The sequence below is a fragment of the Thermodesulfitimonas autotrophica genome (assembly GCF_003815015.1).
Classification (GTDB): Bacteria; Bacillota; Desulfotomaculia; order Desulfotomaculales; family Ammonificaceae; genus Thermodesulfitimonas; species Thermodesulfitimonas autotrophica.
Genome location: NZ_RKRE01000002.1, coordinates 525,891 through 541,481, shown reverse-complemented (window position 1 = coordinate 541,481; position 15,591 = coordinate 525,891). Strand labels below are relative to the sequence as shown.

Sequence of the window (15,591 nt, the reverse complement as noted above, 5' to 3'; positions counted from 1 at the left end):
TTTGGGGCAGACGATTATTGAAAAAATCCTTTCCCGGGCGAGTGGCAAGAAGGCGACGGCCGGCGAGATCGTCGTGGCGAAAGTCGACTGCGTGATGGCTCAGGACGGCACGGCGCCGCTGGCGATTCAGTCCTTCGAGCGGATGGAGGGGAAGCGGCTTTTTGACCCGGAGCGGGTGAACCTCGTCATCGACCACAGCGCGCCGAGTCCCACCGAAGGGATTTCCAACCTCCACAAGCTGATGCGCGATTTCGCGCGGGAGCACGGGTGCCGCCTCTACGATATCGGCGATGGCGTCTGCCACCAGGTAATGGTCGAGAGCGGGAAATTCGGGCCCGGCTCGGTCGTGGTCGGCGCCGACTCCCATACCTGCACCTACGGGGCGCTCAACGCCTTCGCGACCGGCGTCGGTTCCACCGACCTGGCGGCGGCCCTTATCTCCGGGCAGATGTGGTTCAAGGTGCCGGAGACGATCAGGATCATCTGCCACGGCGTCTTGCCGCGTGGCGTTTACGCCAAAGACCTCATCCTTTACCTGATCGGTGACCTTACCGCCGACGGCGCCACTTATAAGGCGGTGGAGTATGTGGGCGAGGCGATTAGCGCGCTTTCTCAGGAGGGGCGCTTCACCATCGCCAATATGGCCGTGGAGATGGGGGCCAAAGCGGGGTTAATGGAGGCGGACGAGAAGACCTTCGCCTGGCTTGCGGCGCACGGCGGGAACCCGGGCGATTTTGCGCCCGTGAACGCGGATCCGGACGCGGTTTACGCGGCGGTAAAGGAGTACGACGTGGCGGGTCTTGAGCCGCAGGTGGCGAAACCCCACCGGGTGGATAACGTGGCGCCCCTCAGCAGCGTAGCGGGGCTAAAGATCGATCAGGCCTTCATCGGGACCTGTACCAACGGCCGGTTGGAGGACTTGCGGGTAGCGGCCGGGATCCTCGCCGGGAGAAAGGTCCACCCGCGGACGCGCCTGATTGTGGCGCCCGCTTCCCGGCGGATTTACCTTGCGGCGCTCCGGGAGGGCATCCTGGCGACTCTGGTTGAGGCGGGGGCCGCGGTGGTTACGCCCGGCTGCGGACCGTGCGTTGGCACTCATAACGGTGTGCCCGCGGACGGCGAGGTGGTTATCTCGACGGCGAACCGCAACTTCAGGGGCCGGATGGGGAACCGTAACGCAGAGATTTATCTCGCTTCGCCGGCGGCGGTCGCGGCGGCGGCGGTGGCCGGGGAGATTGTTGACCCGCGCGAATTTGTGAAATAGGGTGGGACGTATGCGCTTACAGGGTAGAGCACATAAGTTCGGTAACGATATCAACACTGACTACATCATTTCCGGCAAGTACAAGTTTAAAACCCTCGACATGAACGAGCTGGCGAAGCACGTGATGGAGGACCTGGACCCCGACTTCTACCAAAAGATCCGGCCCGGGGACTTCATCGTTGCGGGGACGAACTTCGGCTGTGGCTCCTCAAGAGAGCAGGCGCCGCTCGTCATCAAGCACGCCCGCATCGGTGCCGTTTTAGCGAAGTCCTTCGCCCGCATCTTTTTCCGGAACGCCATCAACACCGGCCTGCCGGTGGTGGAGTGCGACACCGACCAGATTGAGGCGGGCGACGAGATAGTGCTGGACCTAGCCGCCGGGGTGTGCGAAAACCGCACGCGGGGCGTTACCATCCCGGTGAAACCCTTGCCGGAAGTGATGCTGCGGATTTTGCAGGATGGGGGCCTTGCCGCGCACTTTAAGAAGCACGGCGGCTTCAACTTCGGATAGAAGCTTTGCGGGGAGGAAAGGTTAATGCACAGGGTGACGCTCATTCCGGGCGACGGGATCGGGCCGGATATCACCACGGCTGCCCGGCGGGTGTTAGATGCTTCCGGCGCGCGGATCGAGTGGGAAGTCGTGGAGGCCGGGGAGAAGGTTATCGCGGCTTACGGCACGCCCCTCCCGGACCACGTTCTGGAATCGATTAAACGCAACCGCGTGGCGCTCAAAGGGCCGCTCACTACGCCGATAGGGAAGGGCTTCCGGAGCGTTAACGTGACGCTCCGGCAGGAGCTCGACCTCTACGCCTGCGTCCGGCCGGCACGGACGCTTCCCGGGATCAAGACCCGCTACGAGAATGTGGATCTAATCATCGTCCGGGAGAACACCGAGGACCTTTACGCGGGCATCGAGCACCGGGTAGGGAAAGACGCGGCGGAAAGCATCAAAATCATCACCCGCGCCGCCTCCGAGCGGATTGCGCGCTTCGCCTTCGAGCTTGCCCGGCGCGAAAAGCGCAAAAAGGTTACCGTGGTGACGAAAGCGAACATCATGAAGCTCAGCGACGGCCTTTTCTTAGAGTGCGCCCGGAAGGTGGCGGGCGATTACCCGGACATCCAGTTCGAAGAGATGTTGGTGGACGCGATGGCGATGAAGCTCGTCCAAGCGCCCGAGAACTACGACGTCCTGGTGATGCCTAACCTTTACGGCGACATCCTCTCCGACCTGGCGGCGGGCTTAGTGGGGGGTCTCGGGGTGGCGCCCGGGGCGAACGTCGGGGACGAGATGGCGGTCTTTGAGCCGGTACACGGCAGCGCCCCGAAGTACGCGGGTATGGACAAAGTAAATCCCCTCGCCACCATTCTTTCGGGAGTAATGATGCTCAAGCACTTAGGGGAGTTCGCGGCGGCAGAGCGGGTGATGCGGGGTGTGACCGCCGTCCTGGCGGAAGGGAAAACCGTTACCTACGACTTGGGCGGCAGCGCCAGGACCAGCGAGATGGCGACGGCGATCATCGAAAAGATGGCGTAAAACAAGTCTTACCTCAAGAAAACTTAAAACTCCCAGGCGAAACCGGGGATTCCGACAGCAGCGGTGATCGCGCTGTGCATCACGTTACAGATTTGCGCCAAGCCCTCCGGTGTTTTAGCCTCGCACCGGGCGACGAGCACCGGCTGGGTGTTCGAGGCCCGCACGAGCCCCCAGCCATCTACAAAAAGGACCCGCGCGCCGTCAACAGTGATAACTTCGTTGGTCTTCCGGAAATGGGCGGCCAGTCCTGCCACCACGGCAAACTTCCGTTCGTCGGGACAGGGGATCCGGGTTTCCGCGGTGGCGTAATAGTGCGGCACATCGGCAAGCAGCGCCGATAGCGGCTGATCCGTATGCGAAAGGATACGCAGGAGCCTGCCGGTGGCGTAAAAGGCGTCGTCAAAACCGTAATACTCGTCGGCGAAGAAGAGGTGTCCGGACATCTCCCCGGTGAAAACGGCGCCTACCTCCCTCATTTTCGCCTTAACGAGCGAGTGACCGGTTTTCCAGAAAAACGGCCGGCCGCCCAACCGCAGGATTTCGTCCACCAGCGCCTGTGAGCACTTCACTTCCACAATACAGGGCTTATCCGGGTAGCGGGGGAGGATCTCGCGCCAGAAGAGGATCATCAGCTTATCGCCCCAGATGATGCCGCCTTTCTCGTCCACTACCCCTAACCGGTCGGCGTCTCCGTCATAGCCCACACCAAGGTCGCAGCCCTCTTCTATGACGGCACGCTGCAGCTCGCGCAGGTTCGCGGTCTTCACCGGGTCCGGTTGGTGGTGGGGAAAGGTGCCGTCCGGTTCGCAGAAGAGCGGGACCACTTCGCAGCCCCAGCGGCGGAGGACTTCCGCGGCGAAAAGCGAGGCGGCGCCGTTACCGCAGTCGACCGCGACTTTAAGGCGGCGCGGCCCGAGGCTAATCTTTTCCCGGAGCATCGTGAGGTAAGCAGAAACAACGTCTTCTTGGCGAACGCTTCCCTTGCCGGAGGCAAAAAGGCCGCTCTCCACCGTCTTTCTGAGTTGCTGAATAGTTTCCCCGTGGATCGCCGCCCCACCGGCCACAATCTTGAAGCCGTTTTCCTCCGGCGGGTTGTGGCTCGCGGTGATCATCACGCCGTTGCCGCCTCCCTGGGACGCGCACGCGAAGTAGAGCACCGGCGTCACTACTTCGCCTATATCGCACACGTCGCACCCGCTAGCGACCAGCCCTTTCACCAGGGCGTCCCGCAATCGCGGGGAACTGAGGCGGTTGTCCCGCCCTACGAAGACCACCTTATCACCCTCACCACGGGAGAAAAACGTCCCGAGGGCTTGTCCCAAGGCAAAAACGACCGCGTCGGTCAAATCCCGCGCCGCCACGCCTCTGATATCGTAGGCCCGGAAGATGTGCGGGTTAAAGCGCGTCATCGTACCCCGCCTCCTTGAGCGCCGCTACCAACCGCTTTATTTCCTGCGCGCGTTCCTTCGCGCAGACCAGCAGCCGCCCCTCTTCCTCCACAATCACGAGGTCCCGGATGCCCAAAGCGCCTATCACGTGGTTGGCGGTCCGAATAACGCAGCCGGAACTCTCGACCAGCACGCCTCTTCCTTCAATGACGTTGCCCTGCCCGTCGGGAGTGCCGCCGTAGCGGGCCCACGCTGGCCAGGTACCGACGTCGTCCCAGCCGAAGTCGGCGGGAATGACCAGCACGTTTTTCGCCCGCTCCATAACGCCGTAATCGATGGAGATTTTCGGGAGGGTGGGGTAGATTCGCTCCATTGTGGGGCCTTCCGCTGCCGAGCCGAGCGCGGCCCCTATCTCTTTGAGGCCGGCGGCGAGTTCGGGGAGGTACTCCTCGATGAGCGCCCAGATCAAATCGACCCGCCAAACAAACATCCCGCTGTTCCAGAAGTACTTTCCGCTCGCCAAGAAACGCCGGGCCCGGCCAAGATCAGGTTTTTCCGTAAAGCGTAAGACCCGGTAAAGGGCGAGGCTACCGTCGGTGCGTAAGAGCTCTCCCCGCTGGATGTAGCCGTAGCCGGTTTCTGGCCGGGTCGGCGTGATGCCGAGCGTTACCAGCCACTCGCCATTCCGGGCTGCGGCTACGGCAGTCGCCAGCACGCGGCGGAAGCGCTCTACATCCGCAATGTAGTGGTCGGCGGGAAGGACCACCATCACCCCTTCCGGGTCGCGCCGGGCGAGGAGGGTGGCCGCCAGCCCTACCGCTGCCGCCGTATCCCGCCCGGTCGGTTCTTCGACAACGTTTGCGGCGGGTATTTCGGGCACCTGTTCCCGCACTAAGTTCCCGTAGCCGCGGCCGGTCAAAATAAAGATGTCGGACGGTTTGACGAACCCCACCAGCCGTTCTACCGTCTGCTGGAGCATCGTCTTCTCCCCGATGAGGTTCAGGAACTGCTTCGGACGGTCTTTGGAGCTTACCGGCCAGAAACGCTCGCCGCTACCGCCGGCAAGGATGACGCCGTATAAAGTGGCACCGGCCACCGCCATTTCCTCCCGTCACTACGCTTTTACCAGTATACCATAAAATTCACGGGTGCTGCTTGCCCGGTAGTACAGCTGGTTTCTTACCTCCCCAGGCCCCGCACCGCCCTATTTTATTTTTCGTTTAAACCGCCGCATTTTTTAGCCGATTAAGATGGTGAAGGCGTGACATTTTTCCCGTGGAGGTCCGTTACCCAGATGGAGCACCGGGTGAGACTTGAGAAAAAACGCCGCATTCTCCTGGCGTTGGTCCTCACCGCCCTCCTTCTGGCCGGGGTTGGTAGTGCTGTCTATAGCTACCGTCACTACACGGAACAGCGGGAGAAGTATTTTCAAGTGCTGCGGCAGCAGCAGCGCGAGGCGGCGCGGAACGCCGCCTTCCTCCTGGGCGAGGTGCTGCGCCCGTACCGGGAACTGGTTTTTATTACCGCAACCCAGTTAGCAAAGATGAACCTTGACGACGACGCGGCCGTGGACCAGTTTCTCACCGAAAAAATTGCCGGTTTGAGCGTGGTTGATAACTTCTATTTTGGCCGGGAACGGGACGGAAAGTTCCTGGATTCGGCCAACGCCCAGCTTCCGCCCGGCTACGACCCCCGCAAGCGTCCCTGGTACCGGGAGGCGGTGGCCGCGCGGGGTTTCATCGTTACCGAACCCTACCGTGATGCCGCTACCGGTGAGCTCTGCCTGACCCTGGCCATTCCCGTATATCAGCAGCAGGAGTTGCGCGGGGTGCTGGGCCTTGATATTTTCCTCAGGACGGCGCAGGGCTTTATCGCCAACCTCAAGTTCGGGACGGAGGGTTACTTATGGGTAACAGACAGCCGGGGCTACATCCTTATGCATCCTAATAAAGCCCTGGTGGGGCTTAACCTTTCCTCCTCGCCGCAGGCGTGGCGCCGCGTACGGGGAGATCAGGATTACCTCGAAGCCCTGCGGGCTAACTGGCAGAAGGTGCGCGGTGCTTTTGAGGGGGGGGTTAGCTACCGGAATGAGAAAAACGAACCGGTTTTGGCGCAGTTCTGGACCGTACCGGTGTGGGAATGGAAGGTTATTGCGACTGCCGCCCCTGCGGAGGTCAGCAGGCAGCTCAAGAACATCGCCCTTTTTAATCTGGTGACGAGCGGGATGGGACTCCTATCAACCCTGCTCTTGGTGGGGCTTTCATTGGCCGCCTACGGGTTAATGCACCGCAAAGAGCTGCAATTCTTGGCGACCCACGATTTTTTGACCGGGCTGCCCAACCGCTACTTTTTAGAGTTGAATCTTAAACGGGCTCTGGCCCGGGTGCGGCGGGGGCGCCAGAGCGCGCTTTTATTTCTCGATTTCGACAACTTCAAGCTCATTAACGACACCCTGGGGCACAGCGCCGGCGACGCCGCGCTTAAGTTCATGGTTAACCTGCTGCGGCAGAATTTGCGTGAAGGGGACTTGTTAGCCCGCGTCGGCGGGGACGAGTTCGCGGTCCTCCTGGAAGGGAGCGGTTGTGAGGAAGCCAAGGCGATAGCGGAGCGGTTGCGGCGTATCGTTGACGAAACCCCGGTTACGCTTGAGGGGCATACTTTCAACCTCAGCCTCAGCATTGGCATCACGCTGCTCGACGAAAAGATGGATATCCAGAGAATCCTTGGGCGGGCCGACGCGGCGCTCTACACAGCGAAGGAAAACGGCGGCAACACCTGCGTAATCGTAAGGTCTGAAGAAGATCCCGTTGCCGCTTCTTCTGCTGCCAGTTACTGGGTGAGCCGCATCAAAGCGGCCCTGCGCGAAGAGGGCTTCGTTCTTCTCTTCCAGCCGGTGGTGGGCGTTGGGGACGCGCAGATCGTTTACCATGAGGTCCTGCTGCGGATGCGGGCGGAGGATGGCACTTTGATTTCTCCCGGTAGCTTTATCCCGGTTGCGGAGCGCTTTGGCCTGATGCCGCAGGTTGATTGCTGGGTGGTCAAGACGGCGCTTAAAGTCTTACAGGCGAACCGGGAGCTTACCCTGTTTGTGAATCTTTCTGCCGCCAGTATCGGCAGTGATAAGCTTCTCGACTGCATCATCACGGCGATCAAGGAGAGCGGCATCGACCCGCGGCAGTTAGGGTTTGAAATCACCGAAACCGCCGTGATGAAAGATTTCGAGCGCGCGAAAGAATGGCTCCGGGCGCTGCGAGACTTAGGCTGTCGCTTCGCCCTCGACGATTTCGGCACGGGCTGCGCTTCCTTCTCGCTTTTCAACCTTTTAGCGGCGGATTACCTTGACTACCTTAAGATCGCCGGGACCTTCGTGCGCGATGCGGCGAAGACGCCTTCTGCCAGGAGTATTGTTCAGGCGATAACTACCGTGGCTACGGCTTTCGGCAAGAAAACAGTGGCCGAGTGGGTGGAGAACGAAGCGATTCTTGAAGTGGTGAAGGAGATCGGCGTCGACTACGCGCAGGGCTTCTACTTAGGGAAGCCGCAGCCGGAAATCAAAATTTAAAGCCTGGCCCGTTGCAGCAGGAGCGAGCTCGTTACTACCGAGACCGAACTTAACGCCATCACCGCGGCGGCCACCACCGGGGTCAAAACCCCGAGGGCGGCGGCAGGCAGGGCAAGGGTGTTGTAGATGAGCGCCCAGAAGAGGTTCTGGCGGATCTTCCGGGCGGCTAGCCGTCCGAGCTTGAGCGCCCGGAGTACGCCCCGGAGGTCGCCGCGGAAAAGGATCACCCCGGCCACCTCTCCGGCCACGTCGGTTCCGGTGTCGACAGCGATCCCGAGATCGGCTGCGGCGAGGGCCGGAGCATCATTGATCCCGTCGCCGACCATCGCCACCACCCGGCCTTGTGTTTGCAGCTCTTTTACCAGCCCGGCTTTTTCCTCAGGGAGCATCCCGGCCCGAACCTCCTCTATCCCCACCTTTCCCGCTACCGCCCGGGCCACCGCGGGGTGGTCACCGGTGGCGAGGATCACCCTGACGCCTATCTGCTTGAGCGCGGCGACCGCCGCCTTGGCATCTTCTTTAACCGTATCCGCGACCCCAATGATCCCGGCGGGTTTGCCGCTTACGGTCACAAAGATTACCGTATTGCCCTGGTCCCTGAGCTTTGCCGCCTTTTCTTGGAGGGGCGTTGGGGCGATGCCTTCTTCCTTCAGGAGCCGCTCTTGCCCGACAACCACTATCTGCCCGGCAACCGTCGCCCGAACGCCAAAACCGGGAAGGGCGCTGAAGCTTTCGCTTTCCGGCAATGCCAGGCCCTCGCTTCTTGCTCTGGCGACGATTGCGCGCGCCAGCGGGTGCGCGTCAGGGCTTTCCGCGGCGGCTGCGAGACGGAGCACTTCTGCAGTCGTGTAGCCTGGTGCCGCTTCCACCGCCGTGACCGTTAATTTGCCCGCCGTGAGCGTCCCGGTTTTATCAAAAACTACCGTATCGACCCGCGCGGCGGTTTCGAGAAACTCCCCGCCCCGGAAGAGAACCCCCGCCTTCGCCCCCCGCCCGATGGCGACGATGACCGCGGTGGGGGTGGCCAGGCCTAAAGCGCAGGGACAGGCTACCACCAAAACGGCCGCCGTCTGGAGCACCGCCCGGGCGGCATCGCCGGTCAGAAGCAGCCAGCCGAGCAGCGTCAAGACGCCGCAAGCGACCACTCCGGGCACGAAGTGACCAATGATTCGGTCTGCGATGCGCTGCGCCTTCGCCTTGCGCTCCTGGGCTTCGTGGACGAGCCGGATCATCCGCGCCAGCACCGTTGCCGCACCCACCCCTGTAGCCTGCACGTGGAGCACGCCGTTGAGGTTAAGCGTTCCACCCACAACTGCGTCTCCCGGTTTCTTTTCTACGGGCAGGCTTTCGCCGGTGACGAGCGACTCGTCAACCGCGGCGGCACCGCCGACCACCCTTCCGTCAACCGGCACCCGCTCGCCCGGGCGGACGATAACCGTATCCCCGACGGCGACGGTGTGCGCCGGAACTTCAACCTCGTGCCCGTCTCGGAGAACGCGGGCCGTCGCGGGCTGGAGGTTCAAAAGCTCCCGCACGGCGGCGGTGGTTTGCCGCCGGGCGCGGTCTTCGAGGTAGCGCCCTAAAAGGACGAGCGTGATGATGGTGCCGGAGGTTTCATAGTAGGTGGGGCCACCAAGCCAAAAAGTGTTGGCGACGCTGAAAAAGTAGGCCGCCGTTGTCCCGAGGACGACAAGAGTATCCATGGTGGTGCTTCGCTGGCGAGCAGCAGCCAGCGCCTGCCGGTAGAAGACAAACCCCGGCCCGAACTGGATCAGCGTTCCGAGGGCGAAGAGAAGGCGCTTGTTATGCAGCACCGCCGGAGACGGGAGGTTGAAAAGCTCGGCCAGCATCATCCAGAGCAGCGGGAGGGTGAAAAGGGCGGCAAAAAGCAGCGGATAGGGGAAGGGCTGCGCTTCTCGCGCCGGTTTTCTTTCGGGGGCCGGTACAAGCGGTTCTTTTACCTTAAAACCGAGTTCCGCCACCGCCGCAGTGAGAGCGTCCGGCGCGGTTGCCTCCGGGAGATAGGTAACGGTGGCGCTTCCCGTAGCGAAGTTGACCGCCGCCGCTACCACCCCTGGCACCTCTTGCAGCCGCCGCTCCAGCCGCGCGGCGCAGCCGGCGCAATGCATTCCTTCTATCGCCAGCCGTAACTCTTCCCGCTGGACGGTGAAGCCGAGCGCTTCAACCTTTTCGATCACCCTGTGAAGCGGGAGGTCGGCGGCAGCCGTGACCCGCACCCTGCCGGTGGCGACATTGGCCGCCGCCTCCTTGACCCCGGCGAGTTCTTTGAGGCCTGCTTCGAGCCGCGCGCCACACGCCGCGCAAGCCATGCTGTTGACCTGAAGAAGATAAGTTTTCTCGTCCACCAGTAACCCCGCCTGTGATAACTTTTACCCTAAGAGAAGTATTGCCGGTCTTCCACCCCGATAAATATAAACAGGGTTCAGGGACTGTCTCAAACTTCTACCTACGCGAACAGAGGAAATTTTTGCTTCTGCCGCGATAACCATGGGGTTTGTTGTGACCATGCCCGGAAGCTTCTTTTGTCTGCTTTCGATAGTGATCGCGCCAGCTTTTCGTAGCCGTGGACATCTAAAAGCGATAAAGCTACCGCAACCGCACTTGCCGGGATCCAATCGCCATACCGGAGCACCGCCGCGGCGGTCTTAATATCCTCGAGGTCGAGGTAATAAAAGATTTCGTTTTCCCAGGCATCCTGGCCGAGACCCATGGCTTCCGCCAGGTTTCCTTTTATCTTAGCGGCCCCCAAAAGAAGCGGATGGCGCTGGTCGGCCTGCATCCCGAGAGCATAGAAAACAATATCTTCCCGGTTCAACCTGATACCGGTTTCTTCCTTGGTTTCGCGTATGGCCGCAAGGAAAATATCCGGAGCGCTACCCAGTTGATCCTTTTGCCAGTTTACGGCTCCGGTAACCGACGTTACGAGTTTACCACCGTAGATAGATAAATGCGGGGGCCGGCGCCCTACTAAAAGATGGCCATTGGTATCAATGATGTTGAGATGGATCGTGAGCCCGTTTCCTAACCTCTGACACCTTAAAATTTCGTGGAAAGACAGATCAAGGGAATCAATGATTTGGCGGTGCCTTCCCAGGGCTTCTAAGACTTCTTTCGGAAGGACGACCGGTTTGAATGTGGGAGTCAATGCCAGATTTGTGCAGATAAAATCGAAGTAAGACAGCGGACCAAACTTCAGGACCCATACCGGAAACTCGCTGGCGCCAGCTCGCGCTATGGCAAATGATTCCAGACGCGCGATCGTGCCATCCGTCAGCTCGAGAAAACTCCCCCTGTTATACGCCTTTACGATGTCATTCCGGAATGGGGCCAACTCCTCCGGGAGCTTGAAACTACTGGAATCGGCTTTTTCACAGCGGATATTGCCTGCCCTGAGCTGCTGGGGTTTATCAAGGTCGACCCCATCGGCCAAAATAAAGGGCACTCCCGGGAACCAGTCGCCGATCCTGAATTCGAGGTGGTAGGGAATGCGCTGCTTCCGCCGTCGCTTGAGCTGCGCCTTGGCCCAGAGAGCCAAGGCAATGACGGCAGATGCCAGTACGGAAGTCAAAACCCCTTCAAAAATTTGCCAGATGGTCATCCTTGATTAAGAAATAGCCTCTGCGTATTCGATACTACTACCTAACTGTAGTAGATTTTCGCCCACTAACCGGTAAATTCCTGCCTATCACGTCTTCTTCCGTAAGGTCACCCACTTTTATTCAATTCCGGCGGGATATTTCGCAGCTTCTTGTACTCTTAGGAAGGTTTTGTTGCGTCCAGTCACTATCTCCTGGATGCTCGCCCCGGGAGCAGCGAAACCAGGCCGAACAAAAAAAGTAACCCCAGCCCGCAGCCTCTGGTAGAGAAAAGAGGCCGTGAGCGCCCGGGTTTCGGGAACCCCCACCAGCATCCCGCCGGAGACGAAGGCGGCCTGGTGGGTGCCGAGGGAGGCGGACTTAGCTGTTAAGGAATGAACGCAGCGGTTTCCCGGTGATGTTCCAAGGTTATCTTTCTTCAACTTAGTGGCTTATCCAGCGGATTGATCACTTTAAGTTCGGGGAAATACCTACCTGGAATCCCCTTATCGGCGGTGAGAAGCAGGTTAGCGCGGTGCAGGGCGTGAGCGCCGATGAGGAAGTCCGGCAAGATATGACGGGGAAAGCCTTGAGGCCTGCCGCACTGAGGACACGCCGGGCTGATTTCCTGACCGCAGGCGCAATAATAAAGTGCGCCTGCCGACCGGCGCCGCTGTAGGTACCAGGCAAAGGCTTCTGCTGCTGCGGCCCATACATCCGGTGGCACTTCCCAGTCAATTACGATGCGGTTATCCTTAAGGAAGGAAGTTAGCTTTTGCTCACTAATCAATACCCGCAGCTCTGCCCAAACTGCCGGGCAGATTACCAGTCGGCCTTGCCGGTCATACTCTAACAGTGTTTCCGCCACCAATTGCGCCTGCGCCGCGGGTTTTCCCCGGAGCAGGATGATCAGCAGGTTAGTGTCAACGGCTGTTTGCATAAGGCTATTCTTCCGGCGTACCGGCCGGGCGGCCCCGGAGTTCCCGCACGAAGGCTACAGGGTCCTCTACCTCTGCCAGCTCTTCGGCGCAATAACCGATATACTGGTGGACCGGGAGGGGCGGCTTGTGGGGTAAGAGGCGAAACCCGTCTTCCATCGCCACCAATTTCAATTCCCGGCACTCGCCGCCAACACCGAGCACCCGGCGCACTTCCAAAGGGATAGTCGCCTGCCCTTTAGGGTTGAGCTTCAAGATCCACTGTGTCCTTTTTGCCTCTAAGTGCGCCCGTTCACCCGGTGGCTTTTTCCGGACTTTTGCGGCCTTCATCACTTACCCCTTCTCTCTGAATTCGTACAACTTTAGAGGCGTACCTATCGGTACAATTTTAGTCTTTTTCTTCTCCGGTGTCAACGGTTCAAGGAGCGCCTTTTGGCTTTTACACAGTATGCACCAGCGCCCCTTTACTTGGAGGCCTACTGAACCCACCTCCAAGCCTTATTTTAAACCTAACTTCCCCGCGTATCCGCCGCCAGCCCGCCGGCCGCCTCCCAGGCCACCGCCGCCAGCCCGCAGGCGGAGGTAACCCCAGCCCGCAGCCCCTGATAGGGGAAAGAGGCCGCGAGCGCCTCCGCCTCGGGAAGCCCCACCAGCATCCTGCCTATTCGCGGGGATGCTTTAATCAACGAACCTGTACTTGATCAGCGTCCAGCAGGCGGCGAAAGCGTCCCGCCAACTAATCTTTTTCCCTTCCGCGAAGGAGCGGCCTTTGTAAGAAATGGGGACCTCGCGAAACCTTACTTTTTGCTTGAGGATTTTGGCAGGTAGTTTTGGCTTCGTTGTAAACTGGGATGACCACAGAAAGGACCCTATCTGACATCCTTATTCTCCTCGCCGGGGAGCCGGAGCTCCTGCTTAAAGAAAGCTATGGTGGCGCGCAAGCCTTCTTCCAGAGGTGTTTTGGGTTGCCAGCCAAGCAACTTTTGTGCCTTGCTGATGTCTGGGCAGCGCCGGGTTGGATCGTCTGGGGGCAGCTCCTTGTATTCAATGACGCATTCGACACCCACCAGACGAGCTACAAGCTGCGCGAACTCGAGGATGCTTTTCTCTTCCGGGTTCCCTAAGTTCACCACTTCGCCTGCCGCGTGCGGTGCGGCTGCGAGGCGGAGCAACCCTTCTATCTCATCAGCAACGTAAACGAAGCTGCGCGTCTGCCGCCCGTTACCGTAAACCGTTAGCGGTTCCCCCCGCAGCGCCTGACTGATGAAATTCGGCACGACCCTCCCGTCGTTGAGGCGCATCCGTGGCCCGTAGGTGTTGAAAATCCGGGCGATGCGCACATCACACCCGTAGCGGCGGTGGTATTCCATCGTCAGTGCTTCGGCGAAGCGCTTGCTTTCGTCGTAGCAGGCCCGGGGGCCGATGGGGTTCACGTTGCCCCAGTAACTTTCCGGTTGGGGGTGGACCAGCGGGTTGCCGTAAACCTCCGAGGTGCTGGCGAGCAAAAAAACGGCCTGGGACTCGAGCGCCAGGTCCAGGAGGTTTTTCGTCCCCAGGCCGTTGACCAGCATGGTTTCGATGCTCAGGCGGCGGTAATCCACCGGGCTGGCGGGGCTGGCCAAATGGAAGATGAAGTCAAAGTCCTCTTCCAGAACCAGATTTTCCGTGACATCGGCCTTTATAAACGAAAAGAGCGGGTTTTTCAGCGCGGCGCGCAGGTTAGCAAGGTTTCCGGTGCTCAGGTTATCCACGCCGACGACACGGCAGCCGGCGGCGAGGAGCTTATCAACGAGGTGGCTGCCCAAAAAACCGGCAGCCCCGGTCACCAGGGCCTTTTTCCCGCGGAAATAGTCTCCCGGCTCAAACTCCCACGCCACGGTAGACAAAGCCTAATCCCTCCAGGTATTTTTTGTTTAAAGCATTTCGACCGTCAATAACCACAGGGGTCCGCATTAAGCGCGCAATATCGGCCCAGTTGGCTTGCGTAAACTCCTCCCACTCAGTAACCAAGACAAGGGCGTCAGCTCCCGTGGCGAGGTTGTAAATGTCATTCGCATAGCTCGCTGGTAAGTCGGGCACTTCTGCGCGGCACCGGTGCATCGCTACCGGGTCGTAAGCCCGCACAATCGCCCCGAGTTCGCCGAGTTTGCGGATGATATCCAGAGCGGGGGCGCCGCGTAGGTCGTCAGTGTTCGGCTTGAAGGCGAGGCCGAGAATTCCAATGGTCTTGCCGCGAACAGTTTTCAAAACTTCCTGGAGCTTTCGGATCACGACGAAACGCTGGGCGGCGTTTACTTCGTACGCTGCCTTGAGTAGCTTCGCCTCGTACCCGTAAGCCTCTGCTTCCCTGATAAGGGCAATCACGTCTTTGGGAAAACAGCTGCCGCCCCAACCGATACCGGCGTTCAAGAATGCTTCGCCAATCCGGTGGTCAAGGCCGATGCCGCGGGCAACATCCTTCACGTTGGCCCCTACGAAATCGCACAAGTTAGCGATTTCGTTGATGAAGCTGATTTTCGTGGCTAAAAAGGCGTTGGCGGCGTATTTTATTAGCTCGGCGGTGACCGGGTCAACTACGACTAACGGCACCTTTCCCCGGCCTGCCGGACGGGGGAGAAAGGAGGGTGGGGTAAAGTCCTGCGTTAAAATGGGGTGGTAAAGCCGGGTCAGCGCTTCTATCGCCCGCGCGTCGGTGGCCCCGATAACCACCCGGTCGGGGTAGAGGGTGTCGGCAATGGCCGATCCTTCCCGCAAAAACTCCGGGTTACTGGCAACTACGAAATCCACCGGGCCCGCATCTCCTTGTTGCGCGAGCCCCTGGCGGATGAAGGAGTCGACCCAGCCGTTCGACCCAACCGGAACGGTGCTCTTGTTGACCACTACCCGCAGCTTCCCAGGCCGCAGGTTTTCGCCGATGACGGTAGCGGCGCGGCTGACAAAGCTCATCTCCACCCCGCGTCCATCCGGGGCAGGCGGGGTGCCAACAGCGAGGAATATAATCTCTGCGGTTGATAGGGCGGCGCCAATGTCGGTAGTAAAACTGAGCCGCCGGTTAGCCAGGCCCTCGCGGGTGAGTTCCTCCAGGTGGGGTTCAAAAAACGGCACCCTCCCCGCCCGCAACTCTTCAATCAGTTTTTCGTTCACGTCGTAGCCGATCACGTCATTTCCTAAGAAAGCGAAGACCGCTGCGGTAGTTAAACCCACCCAGCCGGTGCCGATAACGGTAACCTTCACCCCATCATCTCCAGCCTTCAAAGCGCAGAGTGCGTTTTTCTGAACGTAGAGTTCGTTGTTTTTACTCATTATCCT

At 60.0% G+C, this 15,591-nt stretch carries 13 protein-coding genes; 4 read left to right on the top strand and 9 right to left on the bottom strand.

The features are described 5' to 3' along the window. Window position 1: 1 nt before the first annotated feature. Genes EDD75_RS06430 through EDD75_RS06420 form a run of 3 tightly spaced genes read left to right on the top strand, consistent with a single transcriptional unit; the run spans window position 2 to window position 2,798 of the window. Window positions 2-1,264, top strand: coding sequence for a 3-isopropylmalate dehydratase large subunit (locus tag EDD75_RS06430; protein WP_123929738.1), 1,263 nt, complete (start codon window positions 2-4; stop codon window positions 1,262-1,264). 10 nt (window positions 1,265-1,274) lie between these two features. Continuing rightward, entirely contained in the window at window positions 1,275-1,775 is a 501-nt protein-coding gene (locus tag EDD75_RS06425) for a 3-isopropylmalate dehydratase small subunit (RefSeq protein WP_123929735.1), read from the top strand. 24 nt (window positions 1,776-1,799) lie between these two features. After that, window positions 1,800-2,798, top strand: coding sequence for an isocitrate/isopropylmalate dehydrogenase family protein (locus EDD75_RS06420; protein ID WP_123929732.1), 999 nt, complete (start codon window positions 1,800-1,802; stop codon window positions 2,796-2,798). A gap of 23 nt (window positions 2,799-2,821) precedes the next feature. Here the strand turns inward: EDD75_RS06420 and EDD75_RS06415 are convergent, their stop codons facing one another. After that, window positions 2,822-4,207, bottom strand: a complete 1,386-nt coding sequence (locus tag EDD75_RS06415; RefSeq protein ID WP_123929729.1) for a phosphomannomutase/phosphoglucomutase — start codon at window positions 4,205-4,207, stop codon at window positions 2,822-2,824. After that, complete coding sequence (locus EDD75_RS06410) at window positions 4,194-5,282, bottom strand: mannose-1-phosphate guanylyltransferase (protein ID WP_245963090.1); 1,089 nt, start codon at window positions 5,280-5,282, stop codon at window positions 4,194-4,196. Before EDD75_RS06410 ends, EDD75_RS06415 begins: the two co-directional genes overlap by 14 nt. Before the next feature lie 198 nt (window positions 5,283-5,480). Between EDD75_RS06410 and EDD75_RS06405 the strand changes: the two genes are divergently transcribed. Beyond that, window positions 5,481-7,748, top strand: coding sequence for an EAL domain-containing protein (locus EDD75_RS06405; RefSeq protein WP_123929725.1), 2,268 nt, complete (start codon window positions 5,481-5,483; stop codon window positions 7,746-7,748). Here the strand turns inward: EDD75_RS06405 and EDD75_RS06400 are convergent. The 7 genes from EDD75_RS06400 to EDD75_RS06375 form a co-directional block, all read right to left on the bottom strand. Next, window positions 7,745-10,114 carry a heavy metal translocating P-type ATPase gene (locus EDD75_RS06400; protein WP_123929723.1) on the bottom strand — a complete coding sequence of 790 codons (2,370 nt, stop codon included), beginning with the start codon at window positions 10,112-10,114 and terminating at the stop codon, window positions 7,745-7,747. The genes EDD75_RS06405 and EDD75_RS06400 overlap by 4 nt on opposite strands. Before the next feature lie 101 nt (window positions 10,115-10,215). After that, window positions 10,216-11,199 (bottom strand): NUDIX hydrolase, encoded by a 984-nt coding sequence (locus EDD75_RS06395; protein WP_123929721.1) that lies wholly within the window; start codon window positions 11,197-11,199, stop codon window positions 10,216-10,218. Window positions 11,200-11,783: 584 nt separating this feature from the next. Further along, a complete protein-coding gene (locus EDD75_RS06390) occupies window positions 11,784-12,284 on the bottom strand; it encodes a type II toxin-antitoxin system VapC family toxin (protein WP_123929718.1) in 501 nt (166 codons plus the stop codon). Between the two features lie 4 nt (window positions 12,285-12,288). Continuing rightward, entirely contained in the window at window positions 12,289-12,612 is a 324-nt protein-coding gene (locus EDD75_RS06385) for an AbrB/MazE/SpoVT family DNA-binding domain-containing protein (RefSeq protein WP_123929715.1), read from the bottom strand. A 179-nt stretch (window positions 12,613-12,791) separates the two neighbouring features. Next, a complete protein-coding gene (locus EDD75_RS11210) occupies window positions 12,792-12,932 on the bottom strand; it encodes a hypothetical protein (RefSeq protein WP_170157748.1) in 141 nt (46 codons plus the stop codon). A gap of 219 nt (window positions 12,933-13,151) precedes the next feature. Next, the gene (locus tag EDD75_RS06380; RefSeq protein ID WP_123930430.1) at window positions 13,152-14,159 is read right to left on the bottom strand and encodes a UDP-glucuronic acid decarboxylase family protein; all 1,008 of its coding nucleotides are present in this window, start codon (window positions 14,157-14,159) and stop codon (window positions 13,152-13,154) included. Continuing rightward, the gene (locus tag EDD75_RS06375) at window positions 14,143-15,585 is read right to left on the bottom strand and encodes a UDP-glucose dehydrogenase family protein (RefSeq protein ID WP_245963089.1); all 1,443 of its coding nucleotides are present in this window, start codon (window positions 15,583-15,585) and stop codon (window positions 14,143-14,145) included. The genes EDD75_RS06380 and EDD75_RS06375 overlap by 17 nt, the downstream gene beginning before the upstream one ends. Window positions 15,586-15,591 lie beyond the last annotated feature (6 nt).